The organism is Microbacterium imperiale (assembly GCF_017876655.1).
Taxonomy (GTDB): domain Bacteria; phylum Actinomycetota; class Actinomycetes; order Actinomycetales; family Microbacteriaceae; genus Microbacterium; species Microbacterium imperiale.
This window is the reverse complement of record NZ_JAGIOK010000001.1, coordinates 21,939-45,191: the sequence shown is the minus strand read 5'-3', so window position 1 is coordinate 45,191 and position 23,253 is coordinate 21,939. Positions and strand designations below refer to the sequence as shown.

Below are 23,253 nucleotides of genomic sequence, written 5' to 3'. Positions count from 1 at the left end.
GGGTGACGACGACCGCTGAGCCGCTGCCGCCCGAGGAGCGGCCGACGCTGCTCGATCGGTGGCATCGACGCGTCGCCGGCGACCCGGCGCTGGCGCGTCGCATCGGGTGGCTCGCGCCCCTGCTGATCACCGTGCTCGCCGCCGTGCTGCGCCTGGGCAATCTCGCACATCCGCACGCCGTGGTGTTCGACGAGACCTACTACGTCAAGGACGCCTGGAGCCAGTGGATCCTGGGCTACGCCGCGACCTGGCCGGAGGGAGCGGACGAGCGGTTCCTCGCGGGCGAGACCGACATCTTCACGACCACCGGCAGCTTCGTCGTGCACCCGCCGCTGGGCAAGTATCTCATCGGACTTCCGATGGCCCTGTTCGGAGCGGACTCGACGTTCGCGTGGCGTCTGGGCACCGCCCTGGCCGGCACGGCGTGCGTGCTCGTGCTCTATCTGCTCGCGCGCAGTCTCTCGGGCTCCGTCGTCTTCGCCTCGCTCGCGTCGGGCCTGCTCGCCATCGACGGGCTCGGCATCGTGATGAGCCGCGTCGCTCTCCTCGACATCTTCCTGACGCTGTTCACCCTGTTGGCCTTCTGGTTCGTCGTCCTCGACCGTCGATCGCATCGCGCCGAACTCGCCGCGCGGATCGCGGCGCGCTGGGACGATGCGGGCGGTCCGGCCTGGGGTCCCGTGCTGTGGAACCGTCCCTGGGTCATCGCCGCGGGGGCGGCTGCCGGTGCCGCCTCAGCGGTGAAGTGGTCGGGTGCGTTCGTGCTGGCGGCCATCGGCATCTACCTCGTCGTCAGCGACGCGCTGGCGCGTCGGCGGGCGGGCGTGCTCTTCTGGCCCATGGATGCCACCGTGCGTCAGGGCGTCGCGTCGTTCCTCCTCCTCGTCCCCGTGGCACTGGTGGTGTACCTCGCCTCCTGGACGGGGTGGTTCGTCACCGACGGCGGGTACGACCGGCACAGCGCCGACGCCTCACCCGCCACCGGGCTGTGGTCGTGGGTGCCGCTTCCCCTGCAGAGCCTCTGGCGCTACCACGAGGCCATCTACGCCTCGACCGCCGCCATGTCGACCCCGCACGCGTACGCGAGCCCCGCCGTGCAGTGGCCCCTGCTGCTGCGTCCGACGTCGATGTACGCCAACAGCACGCCGACGGGGACCGACGGATGCAGCGACGCCAACGGCTGCTGGGAGATCCTGTACAGCATGCCCAACCCCATCGTGTGGTGGGCGGCCGTCGCGGCGACCCTGTACCTGGTCTACCGTTTCATCCGCACGCAGGACGGCCGATACGCGCTCGTCCTGACCGGCGTCGCCGCGACCTACGTCCCGTGGCTGCTGTACCCGGATCGCACGATCTTCCAGTTCTATACGGTGCTCATCCAGCCCTTCCTGCTGCTCGCACTCGCATTCGTCATTCGGGAGGTCGTGCGGGATTCCCGCGCGCACCCGCGTGCGCGCACCACGGAGCGCATCGTGCTGGGCTTCCTCGTGCTCGTGGTGGTCATCGCCGCCTTCTGGTTCCCCCTCTGGTCCGCGATGCGCGTGCCCTACGAGTTCTACCGCCTGCACAACTGGCTGCCCGGCTGGGTCTGACGCACCGCCCGGGCCGCGGCCGTAGGCTAGGCCCGTGTTCCGCTATCCCACGCCCGACGACGCGCCCGGCGCCGGCTTCGCGATGGTCGCGGACCGGTTCGCCCTTCTCCTCGGCCCCGAGGCCGGCGATGATCTCGCGTCGGCGCTGTGGGGCGCGATGACGGCGAGCGACGCGGTCTTCGAAGACCTGCTCTCGATCATCGCCGCCGTCGGCATCGGCCATCTGCCCGACTTCGCCCTCGTCGAGCTCGTCGACGTCGCCTCGAGCTCGGTCGCCGTGGCCGTCCGCGGCGGCGCGACGATCGACCTGCACGGGCCGCAGCGCAGCAGCTACACCGGCAGCGGCGTGGGCACTTGGGTCGAGGGTTCTGCCCAGCGCGTGGGCGGCATCTCGCTGGGGCTCGCTCCCGCCGCCGCGACCGGCGGCATCCTGCCTCTGGGCCGCGGTGTCGCCCGGGCGAACGCGCTGCAGTGGGGAGAGACCCGGACGACGCCCGATGCCGCGCTCGAGCCCGCGCCGCGCGCCGCGGCCACCACCGCCGACATCGACCCCCTCGAGACGGTGACCATCGATCGCGGGTCGCTCGCCGACGCGATCGGACCGCGACGCCGCGGCAACGGCGGCGCACCGCCGGCGGCCGGCGTCGCGGCATCCCCAGGGGCAGCGACCGACGCCGCCGCGGCGCAGCCCGCGATGCCGGAGGTCGACGACAGCACCGTCCTGGGCGGTCGGCGACCGGCGGGGCCCGTCGGAACGGTGCCGGAGGCACCGCGTGCGACGCGGTACGTGCTTCGCGTCGGCGGAGACGAGCATCCGGTCGACCAGCCGCTCGTGCTCGGACGCTCTCCCCGCGCGGGTCAGCACCCGGGCGCTCGGATCGTCGCGGTGGCGTCGCCGCGCAAGGAAGTATCGGGTACCCACATCGAGGTCCGGGTCGAGGGCGGCCAGCTGCTCGTGCAGGATCTCGGGTCGACGAACGGCACAGTCGTCCGCGACCCGGCCGGTGTCGCATCGCTTCTGCGGGGCGGGGCGTCGGCCCGCGTCGAGCCCGGCACCCGGCTGGATCTCGGCGACGGAGTGACCGCTGAGATCGTCGCTGCGCCCTGACATCGGCGAGCGATTTCTCGCCGCGGGCAGGCTGTGTTAGAAAACTTTCACGGGATTCGGGTTCCGGGGGCGACGTTGACCGCACCCCGTCGACAGGGGGTGCATGACAGGTGGCGTCGAGACTGCCCTCAGCGCCTCCCGGCCTCGCCGGCTTCACCTACGTCCGACCGCTCGGGACCGGCGGCTTCGCCGACGTTTTCCTGTTCGAGCAGAACCTGCCCCGCCGCCCGGTGGCCGTGAAGGTGCTGCTCGAGGACATCGTCGACGAGAACCTGCTGCGCATGTTCAACGCCGAGGCCGACGTCATGGCGCGGCTCAGCGCCCACCCCTCGATCCTGACGATCTACGAGGCGTCGATCTCGGCGGACGGCCGGCCCTACATCGTCATGGAGTACTGCCCGACGTCGCTGACGAACCGCTATCGGCGCGAGGTCATCCCCGTGACCGAAGTGCTGCAGCTGGGCGTGAAGATCGGATCGGCGCTTGAGACCGCCCACCGCTCGGGGCTGCTGCACCGCGACATCAAGCCCTCCAACATCCTGATCACCACCTTCGGCTCCCCCGTGCTGTCGGACTTCGGCATCGCCGCGGCCATCACCGGCCGCGCCGACGAGGACGAGGTCTTCGCGATGTCGGTGCCCTGGAGCGCGCCCGAGATCGTCGAGGAGCGCGTCTCGGGGTCGGTGCCGGCCGAGGTCTGGGGCCTGGGCGCGACGCTGTACTCGCTGCTGGCGGGGCGCAGTCCGTTCGAGCGCCCCGGCAGCGGACAGAACAGCCGCGAACAGCTCAAGTCGCGTATCCGCAAGGCCGCGTACACCCCCATCGGACGCGCCGACGTACCCCCGCGCCTCGAGCAGGTGCTCGCGCGCGCCATGAGCCGCGATCCCTCGGCTCGGCACGCCTCCGCCGCCGAGCTGGCTCATGAACTGCAGCTCGTGCAGCACGAGCTGGGCGTGCCGCACACGCCGATGGAGGTGGCCGTCGACGAGTGGGCCGCCGCCGGCGCGGCCGTCGACTTCGCCGATGATCGGGCCCGCGGTCCCGTCCGGCCGTCGGTGCAGTACGCGTCGCGCCGACCCGCTCGCACACCGCGCGCGGTGGATCGGCGTCCCGATGAGGGCACCGTCCTCGCCGGTGCCGAACCGGCGCCCCGCCTCGGCACAGCCGCACGCGTCGCGCTCTTCGCGGGTGGCGGCGTGCTGCTCGCGGCGGCCGGTGCGGTCACCACCCTCCTCATCGTCGGCGGGGGCTTCTGACGATGGCGCGTCGCGACGCCGCGCGTCCCCGCGTGCGCAGGAGCACCTGGATCGGCGCTGCCGCGGTGACCGCCGCCGTCGCCGTGGTCACGACGCTCGCGGTCGTGTGGCCCGGGTACGACGCGCAGCAGACGCCTCCCGAGAACCCCACGGTCTGGGCCCTGCAGAACGGCGCCGGCAGCGGCTACGCGCGGGTGAACCTCGAACTCGGCGAGATCGACACGGTCAAGCAGGTCGACAACGGCAGCCAGATCGCCCAGACCGACGACAGGCTCTTCGTCTTCAGCGACGGCGGCTCGCAGTTCTCCGACGTCGACATGGGCCGGCCGGCCGACCTCACCGACGACGTCGAGGATGCCTTCGCCCCCACGCCGCCCGGAACGAGCGACATCGCCACCGCGGGCGATTACCTCGCGTACCGCACCGAGGCCGGCACCGTCTTCGGCGCGAGCCTCTCGGGCGGCGGCGAGGCGGTGCCGATCGACCCCTACGCCGACGTCGAGGTGGCCGAGGGCGAGGAGCGGCCGCGGTTCGTGGCCGCCGCCGTCGCGATCGACCCGGGCGGGACCGTCTACGCCTACTCGGCGGACGAGAGCCGCATCGTCCGCGCGGACTCCCGCACCGGCCGCATCCTCGGTGAGGACGCCACTTCCGACGCACCTGCGGCGGCGCAGCTGACCGTCGTGGGCGGAACCTGGGTGCTCGTCGACGACGCGACCGGAGACGTCTGGATCCGCGGCCGCGACGAGCCGGTCGCCGCCGGCATCGGACCGGGTGCACGCGTGCAGGATGCCGCTGCCGAGGGCGACGCGGTCCACATCGCCGACACGGACGGTCTCGTGCGGGTCGGTCTCGGCGACGGGCGAGCGACGCGGGTCGTCGATCAGCCGGGATCGGGCACCCCGGCTCGGCCCGCCGTGCTGCAGTCGACGGTGCATGCGGCGTGGCTCGCCGACGGCGAGGCGTCCGGTTCGCTGTGGACGAGCTCCGACCCCGACACCGTGACGACGCTCGACTACCGCGGCGCGGACATCGGCGACAACGTCGACCCGAGCTTCATCGGCAACGGCAGTCGCCTCGCGCTGAACGATCGGCGCTCCGGGTGGGTGTGGTCGGTGCCCTCGGGTGATCTCATCGCCTCGTCCCAGCAGTGGGACCTCGACCAGCAGACCCAGGTGCAGCAGCAGGAGGACGCGACGTCCGAGCGCGTCGTCGAGCCCAAGCCGCCCGTCGCCGTCGATGACGCGTTCGGCGTGCGTCCGGGGTCGGTCACATTGCTCCCGGTGCTCTTGAACGACCACGACCCCAACGAGGACGTGCTGAGCATCGACGTGGCGTCGCTCGAGAACCTCGACCCGGCCTTCGGCACCGCGACCGTCACCGGCGCTCAACAGCAGCTGACCGTCGCCGTCTCGCCCGAGGCCACGGGGTCGGCCACGCTGCGCTACCGCGTGACCGACGGCACGACGGCCGACGGCCTGCTGTCGGACTACGCCACCGTCACCCTGACGGTCGTGCCCGACGAGCAGAACACCGCCCCCGTCTGGTGCGGCGTCGAGGAGTGTCTCGCCACCTGGCCCTCGCTCACCGTCGCGCCCGGCGGCACCGTGTCGGCCGAGCTCCTCGAGGGATGGGTCGACCCGGAGGGCGACCCGGTCTTCCTCGCCGGCGCCACCAACGACACCGGTGTCGGCACCGTCACGACCTCGCCCCAGGGCACGCTGACCTACCAGCACCCCGATCCGAACGCCACCGAGGGACTCGCGGTCTCGATCACCGTGACCGTGTCGGATGCGCGCGGGGCCACGACCACGCAGCCGCTGTCGATCACGGTGACGCCGGCGCCGGAGCTGACGGCGGAGTCGTTCGCCGTCACGGGTGTGGTGGGCGAACCGCTCGACGTCTCCGTCGCCCCGTACGTGACCGGCGCCGCCGGCCCGGTCACCCTGACCGGTGCGGTGGCGCTCGACGAGGGCCGCTCGACCGCCGCCGCCAACCCGGCGGCCCTGAGCATGGTGGTCACGGCATCCGCCCCCGGCTCGTACCTCGTGCAGTACAGCGTGCGCGATGCCCTCACCGAGGTCACGGCCACGGTCCGCGTCACGATGCAGGCTCCCGAGTCCGCTGTCATCACGACTCCCCCACTGACCGCGTTCGTGCGCCCCAACGAGGACGCCACCATCGACGTCGCATCGGCCGTCTCGAACCCCGCGGGCCTCGTGCTGCTCCTCAGCGACATCCGACCCGAGAGCGACCCCTTCGCCTCGCTCGGCGTCGACCTCGTCGGCCAGAGCCTGCTGCGTGTGAGCGGCACGACCGACACCGGAGCCCCGGGACGCCTCGGCGTCGTCCGCTACACCGTCTCGGACGGCACGGGCAACGCCGCGGCGACGGCGCAGGGCGAGCTGACGGTCGTCCTGCTGCCGGCGGCGACCGCCGAGCCGCCGATCGCCGTCGACGACGCCGTCACGGTGCGGGCCGGCACGCAGATCGACATCCCGGTCCTCGACAACGACACCGCGCCCTCCGGCGCACTGATCGCCATCGACCCGTCGTCGATCGTGAACGAGACCGGCGGCGGCCTCGCGTTCGCGACCAGCCGCGTGCTGCGCTATCTGGCGCCCGAAGAAGCCGGCACGTATGCGCTGACCTACACGATCTTCCGACTGGGCTTTCCCGAGGTGACCGACACCGCCCGCGTGACGGTCACCGTCGTGGGCAACGAATCCAATCAGGCGCCGCTGCCGCGCACGCTCGTCGGCCGCGTCCTGAGCGGTCAGTCCGTCAGCATCCCGCTCGATGGGTACGCCGTCGATCCCGACGGCGACCCGGTCACCCTCGACCGCATCGTCTCGCAGCCCGAGCAGGGCTCGGCCACGATCTCCGCCGACGGGTCGGCGATCGTCTACACGAGCCCCGAGGGGTTCAGCGGTCAGGTCCGCTTCAGCTACGCCGTGCGCGACCCCAGCGGGGCCACCGGCACGGCCGACGTGCGGGTCGGTGTGATCGACACGCAGGCCGACCCGAGTCCGGTGACCTACAGCGATTACGTGCAGGTGCAGGTCGGGGGCGAGAGCACCGTCGTGGTGCGCCCCACCGACAACGACATCGACCCGGCCGGCAGCGAGCTCGAACTCGTCGAGGTGCGCCCGAACGCCCAGGAGGGCTCGGCCGAGTACGACACGCTGCAGGCCCTGATCGGGTCCGTCGACGAGGGCGCCGTGACGCTGCGGGCGGGCGAGGTGCTCGGCACCTTCTCGTACACGTACACCGTCCGCAACGAGCGCGGCGACACCGCGATCGGCCTCATCGTCGTCAAGGTGGTCCGCGAGCCGGTTCCCGACTACCCGATCGTCCGCGACACCGTCCTGACGGTCGAGACACGTGACGACTTCCCCGACGGGGTGGACGTCCTCGACGGCCAGGTCTCGTGGAACACCGGAGACGTGTCCGGCCTGCGACTGAGCCTGTGGGGCGACCCCGACGACGTCTCGGTCGACGGGTGGAAGATCTCGGGCGAGCTGCCCGAGAAGTCGCGACTGATCCCGTTCGAAGTCACCGGCACGGCCTTCGACGGCACCGAGGTGACCTCCTACGGCTTCCTGCGCGTGCCCGGCGACGCCGACGTGCGCCTCGCGCTGCGTGAGGGCTTCGGGCCCGTGGAGGTGCGCGAGAAGGAGAGCGTCGACATCGACCTCGCCGACGCCGTCCGCATCCCCCGCGGCGCGACACTCGTGCTCGAGGGCTCGGGTGTCCGCGCGGGCGGCGCGCGCGGCGAAGCGAGCTGCACCGCGGTGTCGGGCACGACGGTGCGGTACGCCGCCGGCGCCGGGGCCCCGTGGACCGACAGCTGCGTCGTGCCGGTGCGCCTCGAGACGCAGGAGGTCGCCACCTACCTGACCGTCCGGGTCGCCGTCGAGGCTGAGATCCCGCAGCCGACCCTGCGCAGCGCCTCGCTGACGGTGGGCCCCGGTGCGACGCAGACCTACGATCTTGCGCAGATGGTGCAGTGGGCGGGTGCAGCCGACTGGGATGCCGTGCAGTACGCCGGCTCGTACGGGGGCGACCAGTTCTCGGTCGAGATCTCGGGGAGCACGGCGACCGTCACCGCGGCCGACGCCGCGCGTCCCGGCCGTCAGGAACCGGTCGCCATCACCCTGCCGAGCCACCCCGACGCTCCCACGGCCAACCTTCTGCTGACCGTCGGCCCCGCCCCCTCCACCCTGCCCAAGGGCGGCTCGGCGGTGCAGACGTGCTCGCAGTCGGGCGGCGCGACCTCGTGCACGATCGAGGTCATCGGCGCCGGCGGCGAAGTGAATCCGCTGCCGGGCACGCCGCTGCGCGTCGTCGGGGCGAGCAGCCCCGGCAACTGCACGGGCGTGTCGTTCTCACGCGCGAGCGACACGGCGGTCCGCGCCACCTGGCAGGCCGACGCGCCGGGCGCCGGGGAGTGCACCGGCTCGTTCACGGTCGAGGACGCCCAGGGGCGCCAGTCGAGCGGTGAACGCGACGGCCAGGTCATCCTCGATCTGCAGGGCCTGCCGGCGAACCCCTCGCGGCTGGAATGGACCGCCTACGCGGGCGACTCGGTGACGCTGCGCGTCTCGTCGGACGGCGGCTCCTACCCCGCCGTCCAGGGTTACCGCATCACCGCCGGTGGCCGCGAGGTCGCCACCTGCCCCGCCTCCGGCGCCTGCGGTCCGATCTCCGCGCCCGTGGGCGAGAAGATCACGTACGAGGCGCGCGCCTACAGCTCCGTCGGCGAGTCCCGCTCGACGGTCCGGGCCGAGGCGTGGGCCTACCGGCCGCCGGCACAGCCGGGCGGGTCGTCGTTCGAGCCGACGCCCAACGGTCGCGACGGCGGTCGCGCGACCATCACCGTGACGGGACTGGATGCCACCGCCGGCAGCGTCCGGCTCACGGGCGGCCGACAGGGCTCCGACACCCGCCCGGTCGTGGGCGGCACGGCCACCTTCCCGAACTACGACGTCGGATCGAACACGGCGACGACGCTGACAGCGACCCCGCTCACGACGTTCGACCTGCCGCCGATCGCCGCCGGATCCAGCGAGGGACGCTCGCTCGACGTCCGCGCCCACGGCGTCGGGGCGCCGGGCCTGACGCTGACCGAGACGAACACGTCGAACTCGATCACCGTGACGGCGTCGATCCAGCGCAACGGCGACGGCACGCAGACCCTGATCGGCTTCAGCGACCGCTCGGCGGACGCGTGCGTCCCGAACGGCACAGCGACGAGCCAGACGTTCGAGGCGCAGTCCTTCCGCAAGAAGACGATCTGGGCCTGTGCGCAGCACACCTTCAACGGCCGCGGCGACTTCGGGACCACGCGGGCGGAGATCTCCGCACGCCCCGTGGGCAACGTGACCGCACCCGACGCGATCACCTTCTCGGTCGACTCGCGCCCGAACTCGGACGGCACGACCTACACGTACCGAGCGCAGCTGAACCGGCCGCAGAACCCGCCGTTCCCCGAGGCGCAGTTCCGGCTGTACAACAACGGAAACCGCACCGACGAGTTCACCCCCGGCTTCAATTCACCGGTATCGGGGTGGACGGGCCGCTGGTGCGACACGTTCCTCGGCTTCGACTCGGACTGCTCCGACCCCTCCCCCGTCGTTCCCGCGTCGTCCAGCGCGTCCTTCCCCGTCCAGGTGTCGGCGGCGTCGCTGCCGAGCTGCCGGTCGGACCAGACCGCCGTGCCGGCGTGGAGCCCGCCGGGCCTGCCGTCGGGAACCTACTCGGTGACCTCGAGCGCCGTCGGCCCGGCCGGCGCCGTCGAGCGCAACCGGTACACGGTGACCTGGACCGGTGCCCTCGCCGACCTGCAGCAGCTCACCCTCGAGCGCATCTGCGACAAGGTCACACCACCGCCATCACCCGGGGACGAGACACCGCCCCCGACCGAACCCGCCACCCCCTGACCCTGCCGCACGGCATCCGCGAGAGGACCCCATGAGCATCACCCCGGAGCAGACCGCCTGGTTCCAGGAGACCTTCGCGACGCTCGTCGACAACGTCGAGAAGGTCGTGCTGGGCAAGCGGCACGTCATCGAGCTCGCCTTCGCCGCGATGGTGTCCGAGGGCCACCTCCTGCTCGAGGACTTCCCGGGCACCGGCAAGACCTCGCTCGCGCGGGCCATGGGGCAGACGGTGCAGGGCACCAGCAGCCGCATCCAGTTCACGCCCGACCTGCTGCCGGGCGACGTCACCGGCATCACCGTCTACGACCAGAGCCGCGGCGAGTTCGAATTCCACCAGGGTCCGATCTTCGCCAACATCGTGCTCGCCGACGAGATCAACCGGGCCTCGCCGAAGACGCAGTCCGCGCTGCTGGAGGTCATGGAAGAGGGCCAGGTGACCGTCGACGGCGTCACGCGTCGGGTCGGCGTGCCGTTCCTCGTGGTGGCGACGCAGAACCCCGTCGAGCAGGCGGGCACCTATCGTCTGCCCGAGGCGCAGCTCGACCGGTTCCTCATGAAGACGACCCTCGGCTACCCCGATCACGCCGCGACCGTGCGCATCCTCGAGGGCGCGGCCGAGTCGCGACGCGAAGTGACGCCCGTCATCACGCCGCAGGGCATCGTCAGCATGGCCGACATCGCGCGCGGCGTGTACCTCGACGCGCTCGTGCTCGACTACATCGCACGCATCGTCGAGGCGACCCGCCTGGCGACCGAGGTGCGCCTCGGCGTCAGTGTGCGCGGCGCGCTGGCCCTGACGAAGGCCGCGAAGACCTGGGCGGTCGCCCACGGCCGCAGCTACGTCACGCCCGACGACGTGAAGGCGCTCGCCGAGCCCGTCCTCGCGCACCGCCTCATCCTCGACCCCGAAGCGGAGTTCGACGGCGTCACCGCCGGCGCCGTCATCGGCCAGGTGCTGCTCGACACGGTCCCGCCGAGCCAGAGAGAGGCCGTGTGAGCTTCAACACCGAGTCGCGCCTCACCCGGACGTCGGTCGCCGACGGCACGGGGTTCGCGCGCACCCGGTTCGGCACGACGGGCCGGACCACGGTGCTCGCGGTGCGCGGCGTGCAGTCGTGGCGCCGTGTGCGCCGTGCCGCCGTCGCGACGGGCAGGTGGATCGCCGAGACGGTGACCGTCGCGGGCTGGCTCATGGTCGTCGCCGCCGTCGCCGGGCTCGGGGTCGGTCTCGCGTTCGGGCTCATCGAGTTCGCGGCCGCCGGCATCGCGGCCCTCGTGCTGCTGGCGCTGTCGGTGCCGTTCCTCTTCAGCGCCCGGGCGTATGACGTCGACCTCCGGCTCGAGCACGACCGCGTGGTCGCCGGGACGCAGGTCGAGGGCACGCTCGTCGTCACGAACGTCGGCAGCGCGCCCGCGCTGCCGGGTCGCATCGACGTCCCCGTGGGCGAGGGCATCGTCGACGTGCACGTCCCGCTGCTGCGCCACGGTCACCAGCACACCGAGCAGGTCATCGTGCCGACGCACCGCCGCGGCATCATCACCGTCGGCCCGGCCCGAACGGTCCGCGGTGATCCGCTGGGCATCCTCAAGCGCGAGGGGACGTGGGACGACGTCCACACCCTCTACATCCACCCCGTGACGACCGCGCTGCGCAGCACCACGACGGGCTTCGTGCGCGACCTCGAGGGCAGCGCCTCGCGCACGATCGTCGACGCCGACTTCTCGTTCCACGCGATCCGGCCCTATGTCCCCGGCGACTCGCAGCGCCAGATCCACTGGAAGTCGACGGCGAAGACCGGCACCCTCATGGTCCGGCAGTACGAGGAGACCCGTCGCAGCCGCATGGTCATCTCGCTGGCGCTCGGCGACGACGAGTACGCGTCGGACGACGAGTTCGAGCTGGCGGTCAGCGCGGCGGCGTCGCTCGGCGTACGCGGCATCCGGGACGGCCGCGACGTCGACGTCGTCGTCGGGGGCGACGTGCCGGAGTTCGCGCGGCGGCGCGTGCGCACCATCCGCGAGCTCACGACGATCACCTCGCGCACCCTGCTCGATGACCTCGCGGGAGTCGAACGCACCGAGCACGTCAGCCCGCTGCGGGATGCCGCTTCGCTCGCGGCCGAGAGTCATCCCGATGTCTCGATCGCCTTCCTCGTGTGCGGCTCGACCCTCACCCCCGCGCAGCTGCAGTCGACCGCCCTCGCCTTCCCCGGCGACGTCGGCGTGATCGCCGTGATGTGCGCGCTCGACGCGGAGCCCCGCTTCACCCGCCTCGGGTCGATGTCGGTGCTCTCGATCGGGCTGCTCGATGACCTGCGCCACCTCCTCGCACGGGCGGCGCAGTCGTGAGCGCTCCGGCCCGGCGCGACCTGCGCGCGCGCCGCACCTCACGCGTCCGGCTGCGCTTCCTCCTGACGCAGGCCGCCGTGCTCGACCTCGTGAACGCGGTCGGGGCGGTCGCGGCCTGGCCGATCTACCGCAGCGCGGCCTTCGTCGTCCTCGTGGTCGTCGCGACCGCGGCCGGCCACGCCCTCGCTGCCGCCGCCCTGCGCTGGCGCTGGAACGGCTGGTGGCTGGCCGCCGCGGCGATCGGCGCCTACGTCGTTCTCGGGCTTCCGCTCGCCGCACCCTCGATGCTCGGCTCGGTACCGCAAGCCCTTCAGGCCGTGCTCGGGGTGCTGACGGCCCCGGTCACCGGGTGGAAGGATCTCCTCACCCTCGATCTGCCCCTCGGCAGTTACCAGACGACGCTCGCGCCGGCCCTGCTGGTGTTCCTCGCCGTCCCGGTCGCGGCGCTGTCACTGGCCTGGCGCGGCGGGCGGCTCTGGCCCATCGCTGTCGCGGTGACGCTGCTGCCCACCGTGTTCGGCGTCGCGTTCGGATCGACGGCACTGCAGGCTCCTGTCGTCCTCGGCCCGATCGTCGTTCCGCGCGAGGCGATCGTCGGCATGGCCGCCGTCGTCGCGGCGCTCATCGCCGTCGTGTGGCGCACGCTGTCCGATCGCCGACGCGCCATCGCGACGGCCGTCGCCGCGACGGGCGTGCGATCGGGCCCGCGTCCCCTGCGCGGCCTCGCGGGACGCGTGGCGACGGCAGCCGGCATGGTCACCGCGGCCGTCGTCATCGCGGCCGTCGCCGCGCCGTGGGCTCTCGCCGGTCAGACCCGCGACGTGCTGCGCTCGGATGTCGACCCTCGGCTCGAGCTCGCCGCGGCCCTCAGCCCGCTCGGGCAGTACCGGGCCTCTTTCGCGGACGACCGTTTCGAGCAGACGCTCTTCCGTGTCGAGGCACCGGCGGAGGCCGACCGGGTGCGCCTCGCGACGCTCCCCTTCTACGACGGACGCGTCGCTCGCGTCGTCGACCCGGCAGCCGCGCCCGGCGACCCGCGCACGGCGTTCTCGCGCGTTCCCTCCGCGCTCGCCGCGCCGCCGGGCACCGCCGTCGGCACCGCGCGGATCTCCATCGACGCGTACGAGGGCGTCTGGATGCCGACCGTCGGGTCCGTCACCTCGCTGGACTTCACCGCCGGCGACGCCGCCGCTCTCGCCGACGGGTTCTACTACAACGCCGAGACCAGCGCCGCCGTCCAGCTGGGCGACCCGGGTCTGGCCACCGGCGCCGCCTACCGGCACGAGGCCGCGATCGATGCGAGCCCGGCGGCGCTCGGCTCGCTCGAGCCTCTGCGTGCCGGACCGTCGCTGGCCGACGAGCTCGTCCCGCCGAGCCTCATCGCCTGGATCGATGCCCAGGAGGCGTCGGCGGGCGGCTCGGGCCTGGAGACGTTGATCGAGCGGCTGCGGGCGCGGGGGTTCCTCAGTCACGCTCTGACCGTCGACGAGGCCGACCCGCCCGCGTGGATGAGCGACCTGGGAGACTACGCGTTCCAGCCGAGCCGCGCCGGCCACTCGACCGACCGCATCGAGACGCTCTTCGCCGATCTGCTGACGCGCGAGAACGAGGTCGGCGGCGACGACGACGCGCTCCTGGTCGCCGCCGTCGGAGACGACGAACAGTTCGCCGTGGCGGCGATGATGATCGCCGATCGGCTCGGCTTCGATGCCCGCATCGTGGTCGGCACGCGCCTGGATTCGAGCGACGAGACGCTGTCGACCTGCGTCGACGGTGCCTGCACGGCGGGCGACCTCGCCGCGTGGATCGAGGTGCGGGGGCGGGACTCGACGTGGGTGCCGGTCGACGTGACCCCGCAGCACGCGGTGTTCCCCTCGCCCGATGTCCAGCAGCGCCAGGATCCGAAGATCCCGACCGACGTCCGCCAGGAGCAGGCCGAGACGGTGCTTCCCGCCGACGCGAACCCGAGCGACGGTGGCCAGCGGCCCGACGACGACACCACCGCGACACAGGACCTGACCGCGCTGTGGACGGCGCTGCGCATCGGCGGCCTGTCGCTGCTGATCGTCCTGCTGCTGTTCGGCCCGTTCGCGGTGATCGTGCTGGTCAAGCTGCTGCGTCGTCGCGCGCGACGCAGCGCCGACGATCCCGTCGAGCGCTTCACCGGTGGATGGCAGGAGTTCGTCGACGCGGCGATCGACCACGGTCGCCCCGCTCCCCGGTCGCAGACGCGCCAGGAGCTCGCGACCGCCTACGGGGGCACCCCGAACGCGGTGCAGCTGGCGACCTGGGCCGACCGGTCCGTCTTCGACGTCGCCCCGCTCGAAGCGACGGAGAGCGACCGCTTCTGGGAGCTCGTCGAAACCGAGCGTTCGCGGTTCGATGAGGGCCTGGGGTGGTGGGCGCGGCTGCGCGCCCGCATCTCGCTGCGCTCGCTGCTGCACCGTGAGCACGGGGCCGGTCCGCGCAAGCGGATGCCGCGCACGCGGCGGGATCGCTAAGGTGGCACGCGGCACGCGTAGCGGTGCGCGGCCGAGAGGGCAGGAGAACAACAGGTGACGGCACACTTCCGGTCGCAGGAGCTCGCGGCCGAACTCATCGCGCTCGGCGGGTCGAGTGCGGTCGACCCCGGCGCCCTGGCCGTGATGTCGATCGTGCAGACGCTGCTCGGCATCGGCGTCTACGTGTGGACGGCCCTCGCTCTCACAGCCGTGTTCCGCAAGGTGGGAATCGCGCCCTGGAAGGCCTGGGTTCCCGTGCTCAACATCTGGGAGCTCTTCGTCCTGGCCGGCATGCGCGGATGGTGGGCCGCGGTTCTCGCCGGCGGCGCTATCGTCGTCGGCATCATCAGCGCGGTCGTCGCGGGCCTGTTCACCGCCGCAGCTCTGAACGCCGGCTTCGGCGGCGACGCCGGCAGCGCGGCGGGTGCGCTCGCCGCCGCCGTGTTCGTCCCGACGCTCATCTGGCTCGCGTTCGCCGTGTTCGTCATCATCCTCGAGGTGCGCATGCTCCGCGCCGTGAACCGCGGGTTCGGTCTCGGCACGGGGTACACCGTGCTCGGCGTGCTGCTCTTCCCGGTGTGGGCGAGCATCGTCGGGTGGGGTTCCGCGCGATGGCGCGGTACCGAAGCCGCCGCGCCCGAGGGTCCGTTCCGCCGCGGGACCACCGCCGCCGTGGATGCGCCGTCGCCGGCGGCATCCACGCCCGCCGCCGCGCCCGTGCTTCCCCCTGCCCCCGCCGGGGCTTCGGCGCCGGGCCCGTTCGCACCCCCGCCGGCATTCCCCGCGGCGAGCGATGCGCCGCCCGCGCCGCCCACCGCGGCCGAACCGGTCACCGCCAGCCCGTGGGCCCCGCCGCCCCCGCCGGTGGAGCCCGCCGCGGCCCCCGCCGCCCCCCAGCCCTGGATCTCCGCGCCCGGCCCCGCCGCAGCACCGGTGACTCCCACCCCGGTGGCCGCACCGGTCGTCGCCGCCACCGCCGCGCCCCAGCCGCCGACGAGCCCCGCGGACGACCTCGACGAGCGCACGGTCCTCGCGGCGCGGCGTGGCCCGCACGCGAGCCTTCGCCTGCCGAACGGCACGACCGTGGCCCTGGCATCCGACGTCGCCGTCCTCGGGCGGAACCCTCTGGCCCCCGCCGACGCCCCCGAGGCGCAGATCGTCCCCATCGACGACGTGACGCGCACGATCTCGAAGACCCACGCGCTGCTGCGCCGCACCGAAGAGGGCTGGCGCATCACCGACCTCGCCTCGACGAACGGCGTGTTCGTCGGCGCGGACGAGACCGAGGTGGCGGGGTCGGCCGTCGTGACCGGCGTGTTCCACCTCGGGGACGCCGAGCTGCACCTCGCCGAGGACGAATGACGACCGCGCCTCCCCCGATCGACGTCCACGTCACCAGCGGCGCCCGCACCGACACGGGGCGTCGCCGCTCGGTGAACGAGGACTCGCTGCTCGCGGAGTACCCGGTCTTCATCGTCGCCGACGGCATGGGTGGGCATGAGGCGGGCGACCGGGCGTCGGCCGCGGTGATCGATGCGTTCCGATCCTTCGTCGGCCGCGACGATCTGCGCCCGGAGGAAGTCGCCGACGCGGTCGAGCGCGCGCACTCCGCGGTGGCCGGGATCGCGTCGGGCACTCAGCGCGGGGCCGGGTCGACCCTTTCCGGTGTCGTCGCGGTTCAGCAGGACGGCGCGCGCCGCTGGCTGATCGTCAACGTCGGCGACTCGCGCGTCTATCGTCTGCTCGCAGAGCGCCTCGAGCAGCTGACGATCGACCACTCGGTTGCGCAGGAGCTCGTCGATGCCGGTCAGCTGACGCGCGAGCAGATGTCGTCGTACGAGGGCCGCAACGTCATCACCCGGGCGATCGGCGGCGAGCGCAGCCGAGCGGATTTCTGGCTCATCCCGATCGTCACCGGCGAGCGCATCGTGGTGTGCTCGGACGGTTTGACCGGCGAGATCTCCGACGAAGCCCTGCGGGCGGGACTGATGATGGGCGGCTCGCCCGCCCAGACCGCGCAGTCACTCGTCGCGCAGGCACTCGCGCACGGCGGGCGCGACAACATCAGCACCATCGTGCTCGACGTCATCGCAGGAGGGATCAGCCCGCGCCTGGAAGAGACCACCGGCGGAATCATGAACAGCGAGTCGGTGACCGCCACCGTCGAGGTCGCGACGGCCCGCTCCGAGCGACGCCGGAGCGCCCGTGGCTGAGCTGCGTCGGCGAGCGCACGACAGCCCGGCGCCACCGATCGAGTTGGCGGACCGTGAGGTGGACCGTCTGCTCTCGACGAGCCCGCGCGCGGACGTGTACCTCTACCGTGACGCCGTGAGGCGGCATCCGGTCGCCGTGAAGATCCGGCGCGATGCGGTCGGCGACGGCGACGGCCGCCGCGACCGGATCGGGTCCGCGGTCGACCGGCTGGCCGCCCTGTCCGCCCACCCGGCGATGGCGACCGTGCACGGCGGCGGGGTGGCCCCCGACGGGCGCCCCTACATCGTGATGGAGTACTGCTCGCGCGCGGATCTGGCCGAGAGCACCGCACGGCAGGTTCCGACCGTCGCCGACACCCTGCGCCTGATCATCCAGCTCAGCGGAGCGGTCGAGAGCGCGCACCGCAGCGGCATCGTCCACGGGCGCGTGGCGATCGAGAACGTGCTGACCACCGACTACGGCTGGCCCGCCCTGGTCGGTTTCGACGCCGACGCTCTCGCGTCCGATCGGCCGGCGCCGGATGCCGCGGCGCGCGCGCTCGACGTGCACGGGTTGGCCGTCGCGACGTCGGAGCTGCTGACCGGACGCCCCATCGCCGAGGCCACGAGCGCTCTGCCGTCCGAGGACGCGGTGCCGGCCGATCTCGAGGAGTTCGTGCTCGACGTGCTCGAGCGCACGCGCGCCGGCGGCGGCCCGTCCGCCGCCGACTTCGCGAGGGCGCTGCAGGACATCGAGTTGGCGCTGCACCTGCCCCTCACCCATCTGGACATCCGTGACCCGGACGACATCCCCGGTGACGACGACCACACCGTCCTGTCCACCCGACGAGACGCCGCGGACGACGACCGCACCGTCCTGTCCACCCGACGAGACCCCGCGGACGACGACCACACCATCCTGTCCACCCGACGAGACCCCGCGGAGGAGGCAGAGCCCGAGCACACGGTCCTGTCGTCGCGGCACACCGCGGCCGAAGCAGAGTCCGATCGCACGGTTCTGTCGTCGCGGCACACCGCGGCCGAAGCAGAGTCCGATCGCACGGTTCTGTCGCCGCCGCGGGGCGGAGCAGACGACGACGAGCACACCCGCCTGTCGTCGCGCCACGACGCGCCCGACCACACCGTGCTCTCCGCCCGGCACCAGCCCGACGCGGCCGACCACACCGTGCTCTCGACGCGCGCGGCCGCAGCCGACGGCGCCGCACCGGCAGCCGCCCCCTCGCCGCTCCCCGTGCGTCTCGATGAGTCCGACGTTCCCGCCGAGCCCGAGACCGTGTGGGTCCGCCGACAGGCGAAGGACCGCGTCGTCCGCGGCCGGCTCGACACGCCGCGACAGGCGTCGGCTCCGGATGCCGCCCGGGAGCGCTATCGCGTACGCGAGGCGGCGTCGCCGGCTCCGGTCGCCCGCACGCGTGTCGAGGCGCCGGTGCGGGAGACCCCCGCCACCCCGGCGCGGCGGCGCCGGCGCGGGACCGCGGCCATCATCGCCGTCGTGGGCGGCGGCATCCTCGTCCTCGGCGCAGCAGCGACGACAGCAGCGATCCTCATCGGAGGGGCACCATGACATCCACGGAGAACGACACGAGCGAGCACGAGCGCGACGGCGGCGAGGCCGCGCAACCCGAGACGGTGGCGATCGAGTTCTGCGGCGAGTGGTTCCGCCCCGAAGCCGGCGAGAGCTACGCGATCGGGCGCGACGCCGACCTCGTCATCGACACCAACCCGTACCTGCACCGGCGGCTGCTGACGATCGACTCCGAGCACGGGCTGTGGTGGCTGTCGAACATCGGGCAATCCATCTCGGTCAGCCTCGCGACGCCGGACGGCGCGTACCAGGCGGTCCTCGGCCCCGGCGCGCGCGTGCCGCTGGTCTTCCCGGCCCTGGTGGTGATGTTCACGGCGGGGGCGTACACGTACGAACTGACGGTGCACACCGACGGCGCACGCTTCACCGTGCGCGACAGCTTCCCGCGCACCGCCGACGAGCATGTCGGCACGACGACCGTCGGCGCGGTCGCGCTCACCTCGAGCCAGCGTCTGCTGCTGCTCGCCCTGTGCGAGCCGATCCTCCGCGGCGGGATGGTCGGTTCCAGCCAGGTCCCGACATCCGCGGCCGCCGCCGAACGCCTGGGCTGGCCGCTGACCACGTTCAACCGCAAGCTCGACAACGTCTGCGACAAGCTGGACCGTGAGGGCGTGCGCGGCCTGCGGGGCGGCGTCGGCAAGCTCGCCACGAACCGCCGCGCGCGTCTGGTCGAGCACGCCGTGCTTTCGCGACTGGTCACCGCCGCCGACCTGCCGCTGCTCGACGCGGTTCCCGCCGACCGGAGCTGAGCCGGCGCGGGGCGTCGTACGATGAAGGGCTGTGTCCACACCCGCCCCTGTGATCTCGTTCCCGCCCGAGCTGCCCGTCAGCGCCGCCCGGGACGAGATCGCGCGCGCCATCCGCGAGCACCAGGTGGTCATCGTCGCCGGTGCGACGGGATCGGGCAAGACGACGCAGCTACCGAAGATCTGCCTCGAACTCGGTCGCACGAGCATCGCGCACACCCAGCCGCGACGCATCGCCGCACGCACCGTGGCCGAGCGCATCGCGTCCGAGATGGAGGTGCCCCTCGGCGGCGCCGTCGGATACAAGGTGCGCTTCACCGATCAGGTCTCGGCCGACACCCGCGTGGCGCTGGTCACCGACGGCATCCTGCTCAATGAGATCCACCGCGACCGCCTGCTGCGCCGCTACGACACGATCATCATCGACGAGGCGCACGAGCGCTCGCTGAACATCGACTTCCTGCTGGGATATCTGCGCCGGATCCTGCCCAAGCGGCCCGATCTGAAGATCATCGTCACGTCGGCCACGATCGACCCCGAGAGCTTCGCCGCGCATTTCGCTGACGCGAGCGGGGCTCCCGCGCCGATCATCGAGGTGTCCGGGCGCACCTATCCGGTCGAGGTCCGGTACCGCCCGCACGACGAGGGCGACGAGGATGACGTCGACGGTCTGGTGGCCGCCCTGCGCGAGCTCGACCGCGAGTCCGACGGCGACGTACTGGTCTTCCTGCCCGGTGAGGCCGAGATCCGCGACGCGATGGAGGCGGTCCGCGGCGCCTACGCACGGGATGCCCGCCCCACCGAAGTCCTCCCCCTCTTCGGGCGACTGTCGGCGGCCGAGCAGCATCGCGTCTTCGAGCCCTCGACCGTGGCGGGCGTGCGCCGCCGCGTCATCCTCGCCACGAACGTCGCCGAGACGAGCCTCACCGTGCCCGGCATCCGGTACGTCGTCGACACCGGCACCGCTCGCGTCTCTCGTTACAGCAACCGCTCGAAGATTCAGCGGCTGCCGATCGAGCCGGTGTCGCAGGCGTCGGCGCAGCAGCGCGCCGGTCGCGCGGGACGCACGTCGCCGGGCATCGCGATCCGCCTCTACGGCGAGGACGACTTCACTGCGCGACCGGAGTTCACCGAGCCCGAGATCCTGCGCACCAGCCTCGCGTCCGTCGTGCTGCAGATGCTCGCGCTCGGCTTCGGCGACATCGCCGACTTCCCCTTCCTCACCCCGCCCGACTCGCGCGGGGTCAAGGCCGCATTCGACCTCCTGATCGAGCTGCGCGCCGTCCGCCGCGACGAGAAGGGCGCCTGGCGCCTCACCGACATCGGGCGCGAGATCTCGCGGCTGCCGATCGACCCCCGCTTCGCGCGGATGCTCGTCGAGGCGCGCACCCTCGGCGTCACACGCGACGTGCTCGCGATCGTCGCCGGCCTGTCGATCCAGGACGTCCGCGAGCGCCCGGAGGAACGGCGCGAGGAGGCCGACCGGCTGCACGCCCGGTTCACCGATCCGACCAGCGACTTCCTGACCCTCCTGAACCTGTGGAACCACCTGCAGGAGCAGCAGCGCGAACTCGGGTCGAGCGCGTTCCGCCGGCTCTGCCGCGCCGAGCACCTGAACTACGTCCGGGTGCGGGAGTGGGCCGACGTGCAGCGACAGCTCACCGCGCTCGCGCGCGGCGGGCGAGACCGGGATCGGCGCGGAGACGCGGACACGACCCCGGATGCCGCCGGCGCCGCACCCCCGGACCGGGTGCACCGCGCCATCCTCGCCGGGCTCCTCTCGCAGATCGGTGTGCTCGACACCCGCAGTGCGCCGAAGCCCGTGCGCGGCGGCTCGGCGCGCGCGGGTGCCCCGAAGCCGCAACGCCAGCGTGCCGAGTACCGGGGCGCGCGCGGTGCGAAGTTCGCCATCTTCCCGGGATCGGGCCTGCGCAAGGCCTCACCCGACGCGGTCATGGCGGCAGAGCTCGTCGAGACGTCGCGACTGTACGCCCGCACCGTCGCGGCGATCGATCCGGCCTGGGCCGAGGATCTCGCGGGAGATCTGGCGAACCGGTCGCTCAGCGACCCGCACTGGTCCAAGGACGCCGGTGCCGCGGTGGCCGCCGAGAAGGTGACGCTCTTCGGCGTCGAGATCGTCCCCCGCCGACGGGTGCAGCTCGCCGGTCGCGACCGCGAGCTCGCGCGCGAGCTGTTCCTGCGCCACGCCCTGGTCGAGGGCGACTGGAACTCGGCTCACCTCGACAAGCGCCTGACCGCGTTCGAGCGTCGCAACCTCGAGCTGCGTCGACGCCTCGAGAAGATCGAGGAACGCGAGCGTCGACGCGACATCCTCGTCGGCGACGAGGCGGTCTTCGCCTTCTACGACGCGCGCATCCCGCGCGACGTCTTCGACGTCCGCTCCTTCGAGGCGTGGTGGCGCGATGCCGCGGCCCGCACGCCCCGGTTGCTCGACATGAGCGAGTCCGACCTCGCCGGCGACGCCGCCGGCGGCGACGAGCGGGCATTCCCCGCACGGTGGCGGCAGGGGGATCAGGTGCTCTCGCTGGCCTACCGATTCGAACCCGGCTCACCCGACGACGGCGTCAGCGTCGTCGTGCCGCTGGCGTTGCTTGCTTCCCTGCGGCCCGACGGCTTCGACTGGCAGGTCCCGGGGCTGCGCGACGAGCTGATCGCCGGACTGCTGCGCGCTCTGCCCAAGGTCATCCGGCGACACGTCGTGCCCGCCGCGGACTGGGCCGCCACCTTCGCCGAGGAGCTGCGCGCCGACGGGCCGGAATCGCACGACGGGCTGCCGCCCCGAACGCTGCGCGAAGCGCTCGCCGCCCGCATCCAGCGCGTGGCGAACCAGCCGGTCTCGGTGTCGGATTTCGATACGGAACGCGTGCCCGCTCACCTGTCCATGTCATTCCGCGCCGTCGACGAGCGCGGGCGCACGCTCGGAAGCTCGCGCGACCTCGCCGAGCTGCAGCAGCGGCTCGCCGGCCGGTCCCGCGCGTCCGTCGCCCGCTCGCTGGCGCGGGCCGCGCCGCGACCCGGCGCGCAGACGGCACCGGCCGCCCCCGGCGAACCCGCGGCGGGCGCGATCACCGAGCGCACGGGCCTGACCGAGTGGACCGTGGGTGATCTGCCCGACCTCGTCGACACGCGCGTGGCCGGCGGCGTCGTCCGCGGCTACCCCGCCCTGGTCGACGAGGGAGCCAGCGTGTCGCTGCGCATCGAGGCGACCCCCGAGCGCGCCGCGCGCCTGACCCGGGCCGGTGCCCGGCGCCTGCTCCTGCTGGCGGTGCCGTCGCCGAGCTCGTACGTGCTCGACCACTTGACCGCAGCCGAGAAGCTCGCGCTCGCGGCCTCGCCGTACCCGTCCGCGAAGGCCCTGATCGAGGACGCCCGGGTCGCGGTCGCCGATGCCGTCATCGCGCGCACCGCACCGATCGTGCGCACCGAGGCGCAGTTCCGCGCGGTGCGCGACGCCTTCTCGGCTGCGGTCGTCGACGAGCTGTTCGCGGCGGTCTCCCTCAGCGCGCGCATCCTCGTGCTGCAGCGCGACGTCGAGCGGGCGGTCCGCTCGCAGAACTCGATGGTGCTGCTGTCGGCTCTGGGCGACGTGAAGCAGCAGGTCGCGGGGCTGGTGTTCCCCGGGTTCCTCTCGCGCACCGGCGTCGCCCGGCTGGCGCACCTCCCCCGCTACCTGCAGGGCGCGCTCGAACGGGTCTCCGGGCTCGGCGACAATCCCGGCCGCGACCGGCAGCGCCTCACCGAGTACGAGCGGGCGTCCACGCTCTACGCCGACGCCGGCGGCACCATTCCGCTGCCCGACGACGCGGCGGCGCACCTCGTGCGCGCGCGGTGGCTGCTCGAGGAGTACCGGATCAGCCTCTTCGCGCAGCGTCTGGGCACCGCCGAGCCCGTGTCGATCCAACGGATCACGAAGGCGCTGGCCGGGAAGGACTGAGGACTC

Annotated in this window: 12 protein-coding genes; all 12 read left to right on the top strand. The window is 72.8% G+C overall.

Annotated elements, in window-relative coordinates; translation table 11 throughout:
* Window positions 1-2 precede the first annotated feature (2 nt).
* The 12 genes from JOF37_RS00150 to hrpA all read left to right on the top strand — a co-directional run bounded on the left by JOF37_RS00150 (window position 3) and on the right by hrpA (window position 23,247).
* Window positions 3-1,592 (top strand): dolichyl-phosphate-mannose--protein mannosyltransferase, encoded by a 1,590-nt coding sequence (locus JOF37_RS00150; protein WP_210003969.1) that lies wholly within the window; start codon window positions 3-5, stop codon window positions 1,590-1,592.
* 34 nt (window positions 1,593-1,626) lie between these two features.
* Entirely contained in the window at window positions 1,627-2,700 is a 1,074-nt protein-coding gene (locus JOF37_RS15720; RefSeq protein WP_210003967.1) for an FHA domain-containing protein, read from the top strand.
* Between the two features lie 110 nt (window positions 2,701-2,810).
* Complete coding sequence (locus JOF37_RS00140; RefSeq protein WP_210003965.1) at window positions 2,811-3,956, top strand: serine/threonine-protein kinase; 1,146 nt, start codon at window positions 2,811-2,813, stop codon at window positions 3,954-3,956.
* Between the two features lie 32 nt (window positions 3,957-3,988).
* A complete protein-coding gene (locus JOF37_RS00135; RefSeq protein WP_210003963.1) occupies window positions 3,989-9,898 on the top strand; it encodes an Ig-like domain-containing protein in 5,910 nt (1,969 codons plus the stop codon).
* Between the two features lie 31 nt (window positions 9,899-9,929).
* Complete coding sequence (locus tag JOF37_RS00130) at window positions 9,930-10,895, top strand: AAA family ATPase (protein ID WP_210003961.1); 966 nt, start codon at window positions 9,930-9,932, stop codon at window positions 10,893-10,895.
* A complete protein-coding gene (locus JOF37_RS00125) occupies window positions 10,892-12,247 on the top strand; it encodes a DUF58 domain-containing protein (RefSeq protein WP_210003959.1) in 1,356 nt (451 codons plus the stop codon). The genes JOF37_RS00130 and JOF37_RS00125 overlap by 4 nt, the downstream gene beginning before the upstream one ends.
* Entirely contained in the window at window positions 12,244-14,748 is a 2,505-nt protein-coding gene (locus JOF37_RS00120; protein WP_210003957.1) for a transglutaminase domain-containing protein, read from the top strand. Before JOF37_RS00125 ends, JOF37_RS00120 begins: the two co-directional genes overlap by 4 nt.
* A gap of 54 nt (window positions 14,749-14,802) precedes the next feature.
* Window positions 14,803-16,110, top strand: coding sequence for an FHA domain-containing protein (locus tag JOF37_RS00115; protein ID WP_210003955.1), 1,308 nt, complete (start codon window positions 14,803-14,805; stop codon window positions 16,108-16,110).
* Complete coding sequence (locus tag JOF37_RS00110) at window positions 16,107-16,961, top strand: PP2C family protein-serine/threonine phosphatase (RefSeq protein WP_210003953.1); 855 nt, start codon at window positions 16,107-16,109, stop codon at window positions 16,959-16,961. The genes JOF37_RS00115 and JOF37_RS00110 overlap by 4 nt, the downstream gene beginning before the upstream one ends.
* A complete protein-coding gene (locus JOF37_RS00105) occupies window positions 16,954-18,525 on the top strand; it encodes a protein kinase (RefSeq protein WP_210003951.1) in 1,572 nt (523 codons plus the stop codon). The genes JOF37_RS00110 and JOF37_RS00105 overlap by 8 nt, the downstream gene beginning before the upstream one ends.
* Window positions 18,522-19,295 carry a hypothetical protein gene (locus JOF37_RS00100; protein ID WP_245338070.1) on the top strand — a complete coding sequence of 258 codons (774 nt, stop codon included), beginning with the start codon at window positions 18,522-18,524 and terminating at the stop codon, window positions 19,293-19,295. Before JOF37_RS00105 ends, JOF37_RS00100 begins: the two co-directional genes overlap by 4 nt.
* Window positions 19,296-19,326: 31 nt before the next feature.
* A complete protein-coding gene (hrpA, locus tag JOF37_RS00095) occupies window positions 19,327-23,247 on the top strand; it encodes an ATP-dependent RNA helicase HrpA (RefSeq protein WP_210003949.1) in 3,921 nt (1,306 codons plus the stop codon).
* The last annotated feature ends 6 nt before the right edge of the window (window positions 23,248-23,253 follow it).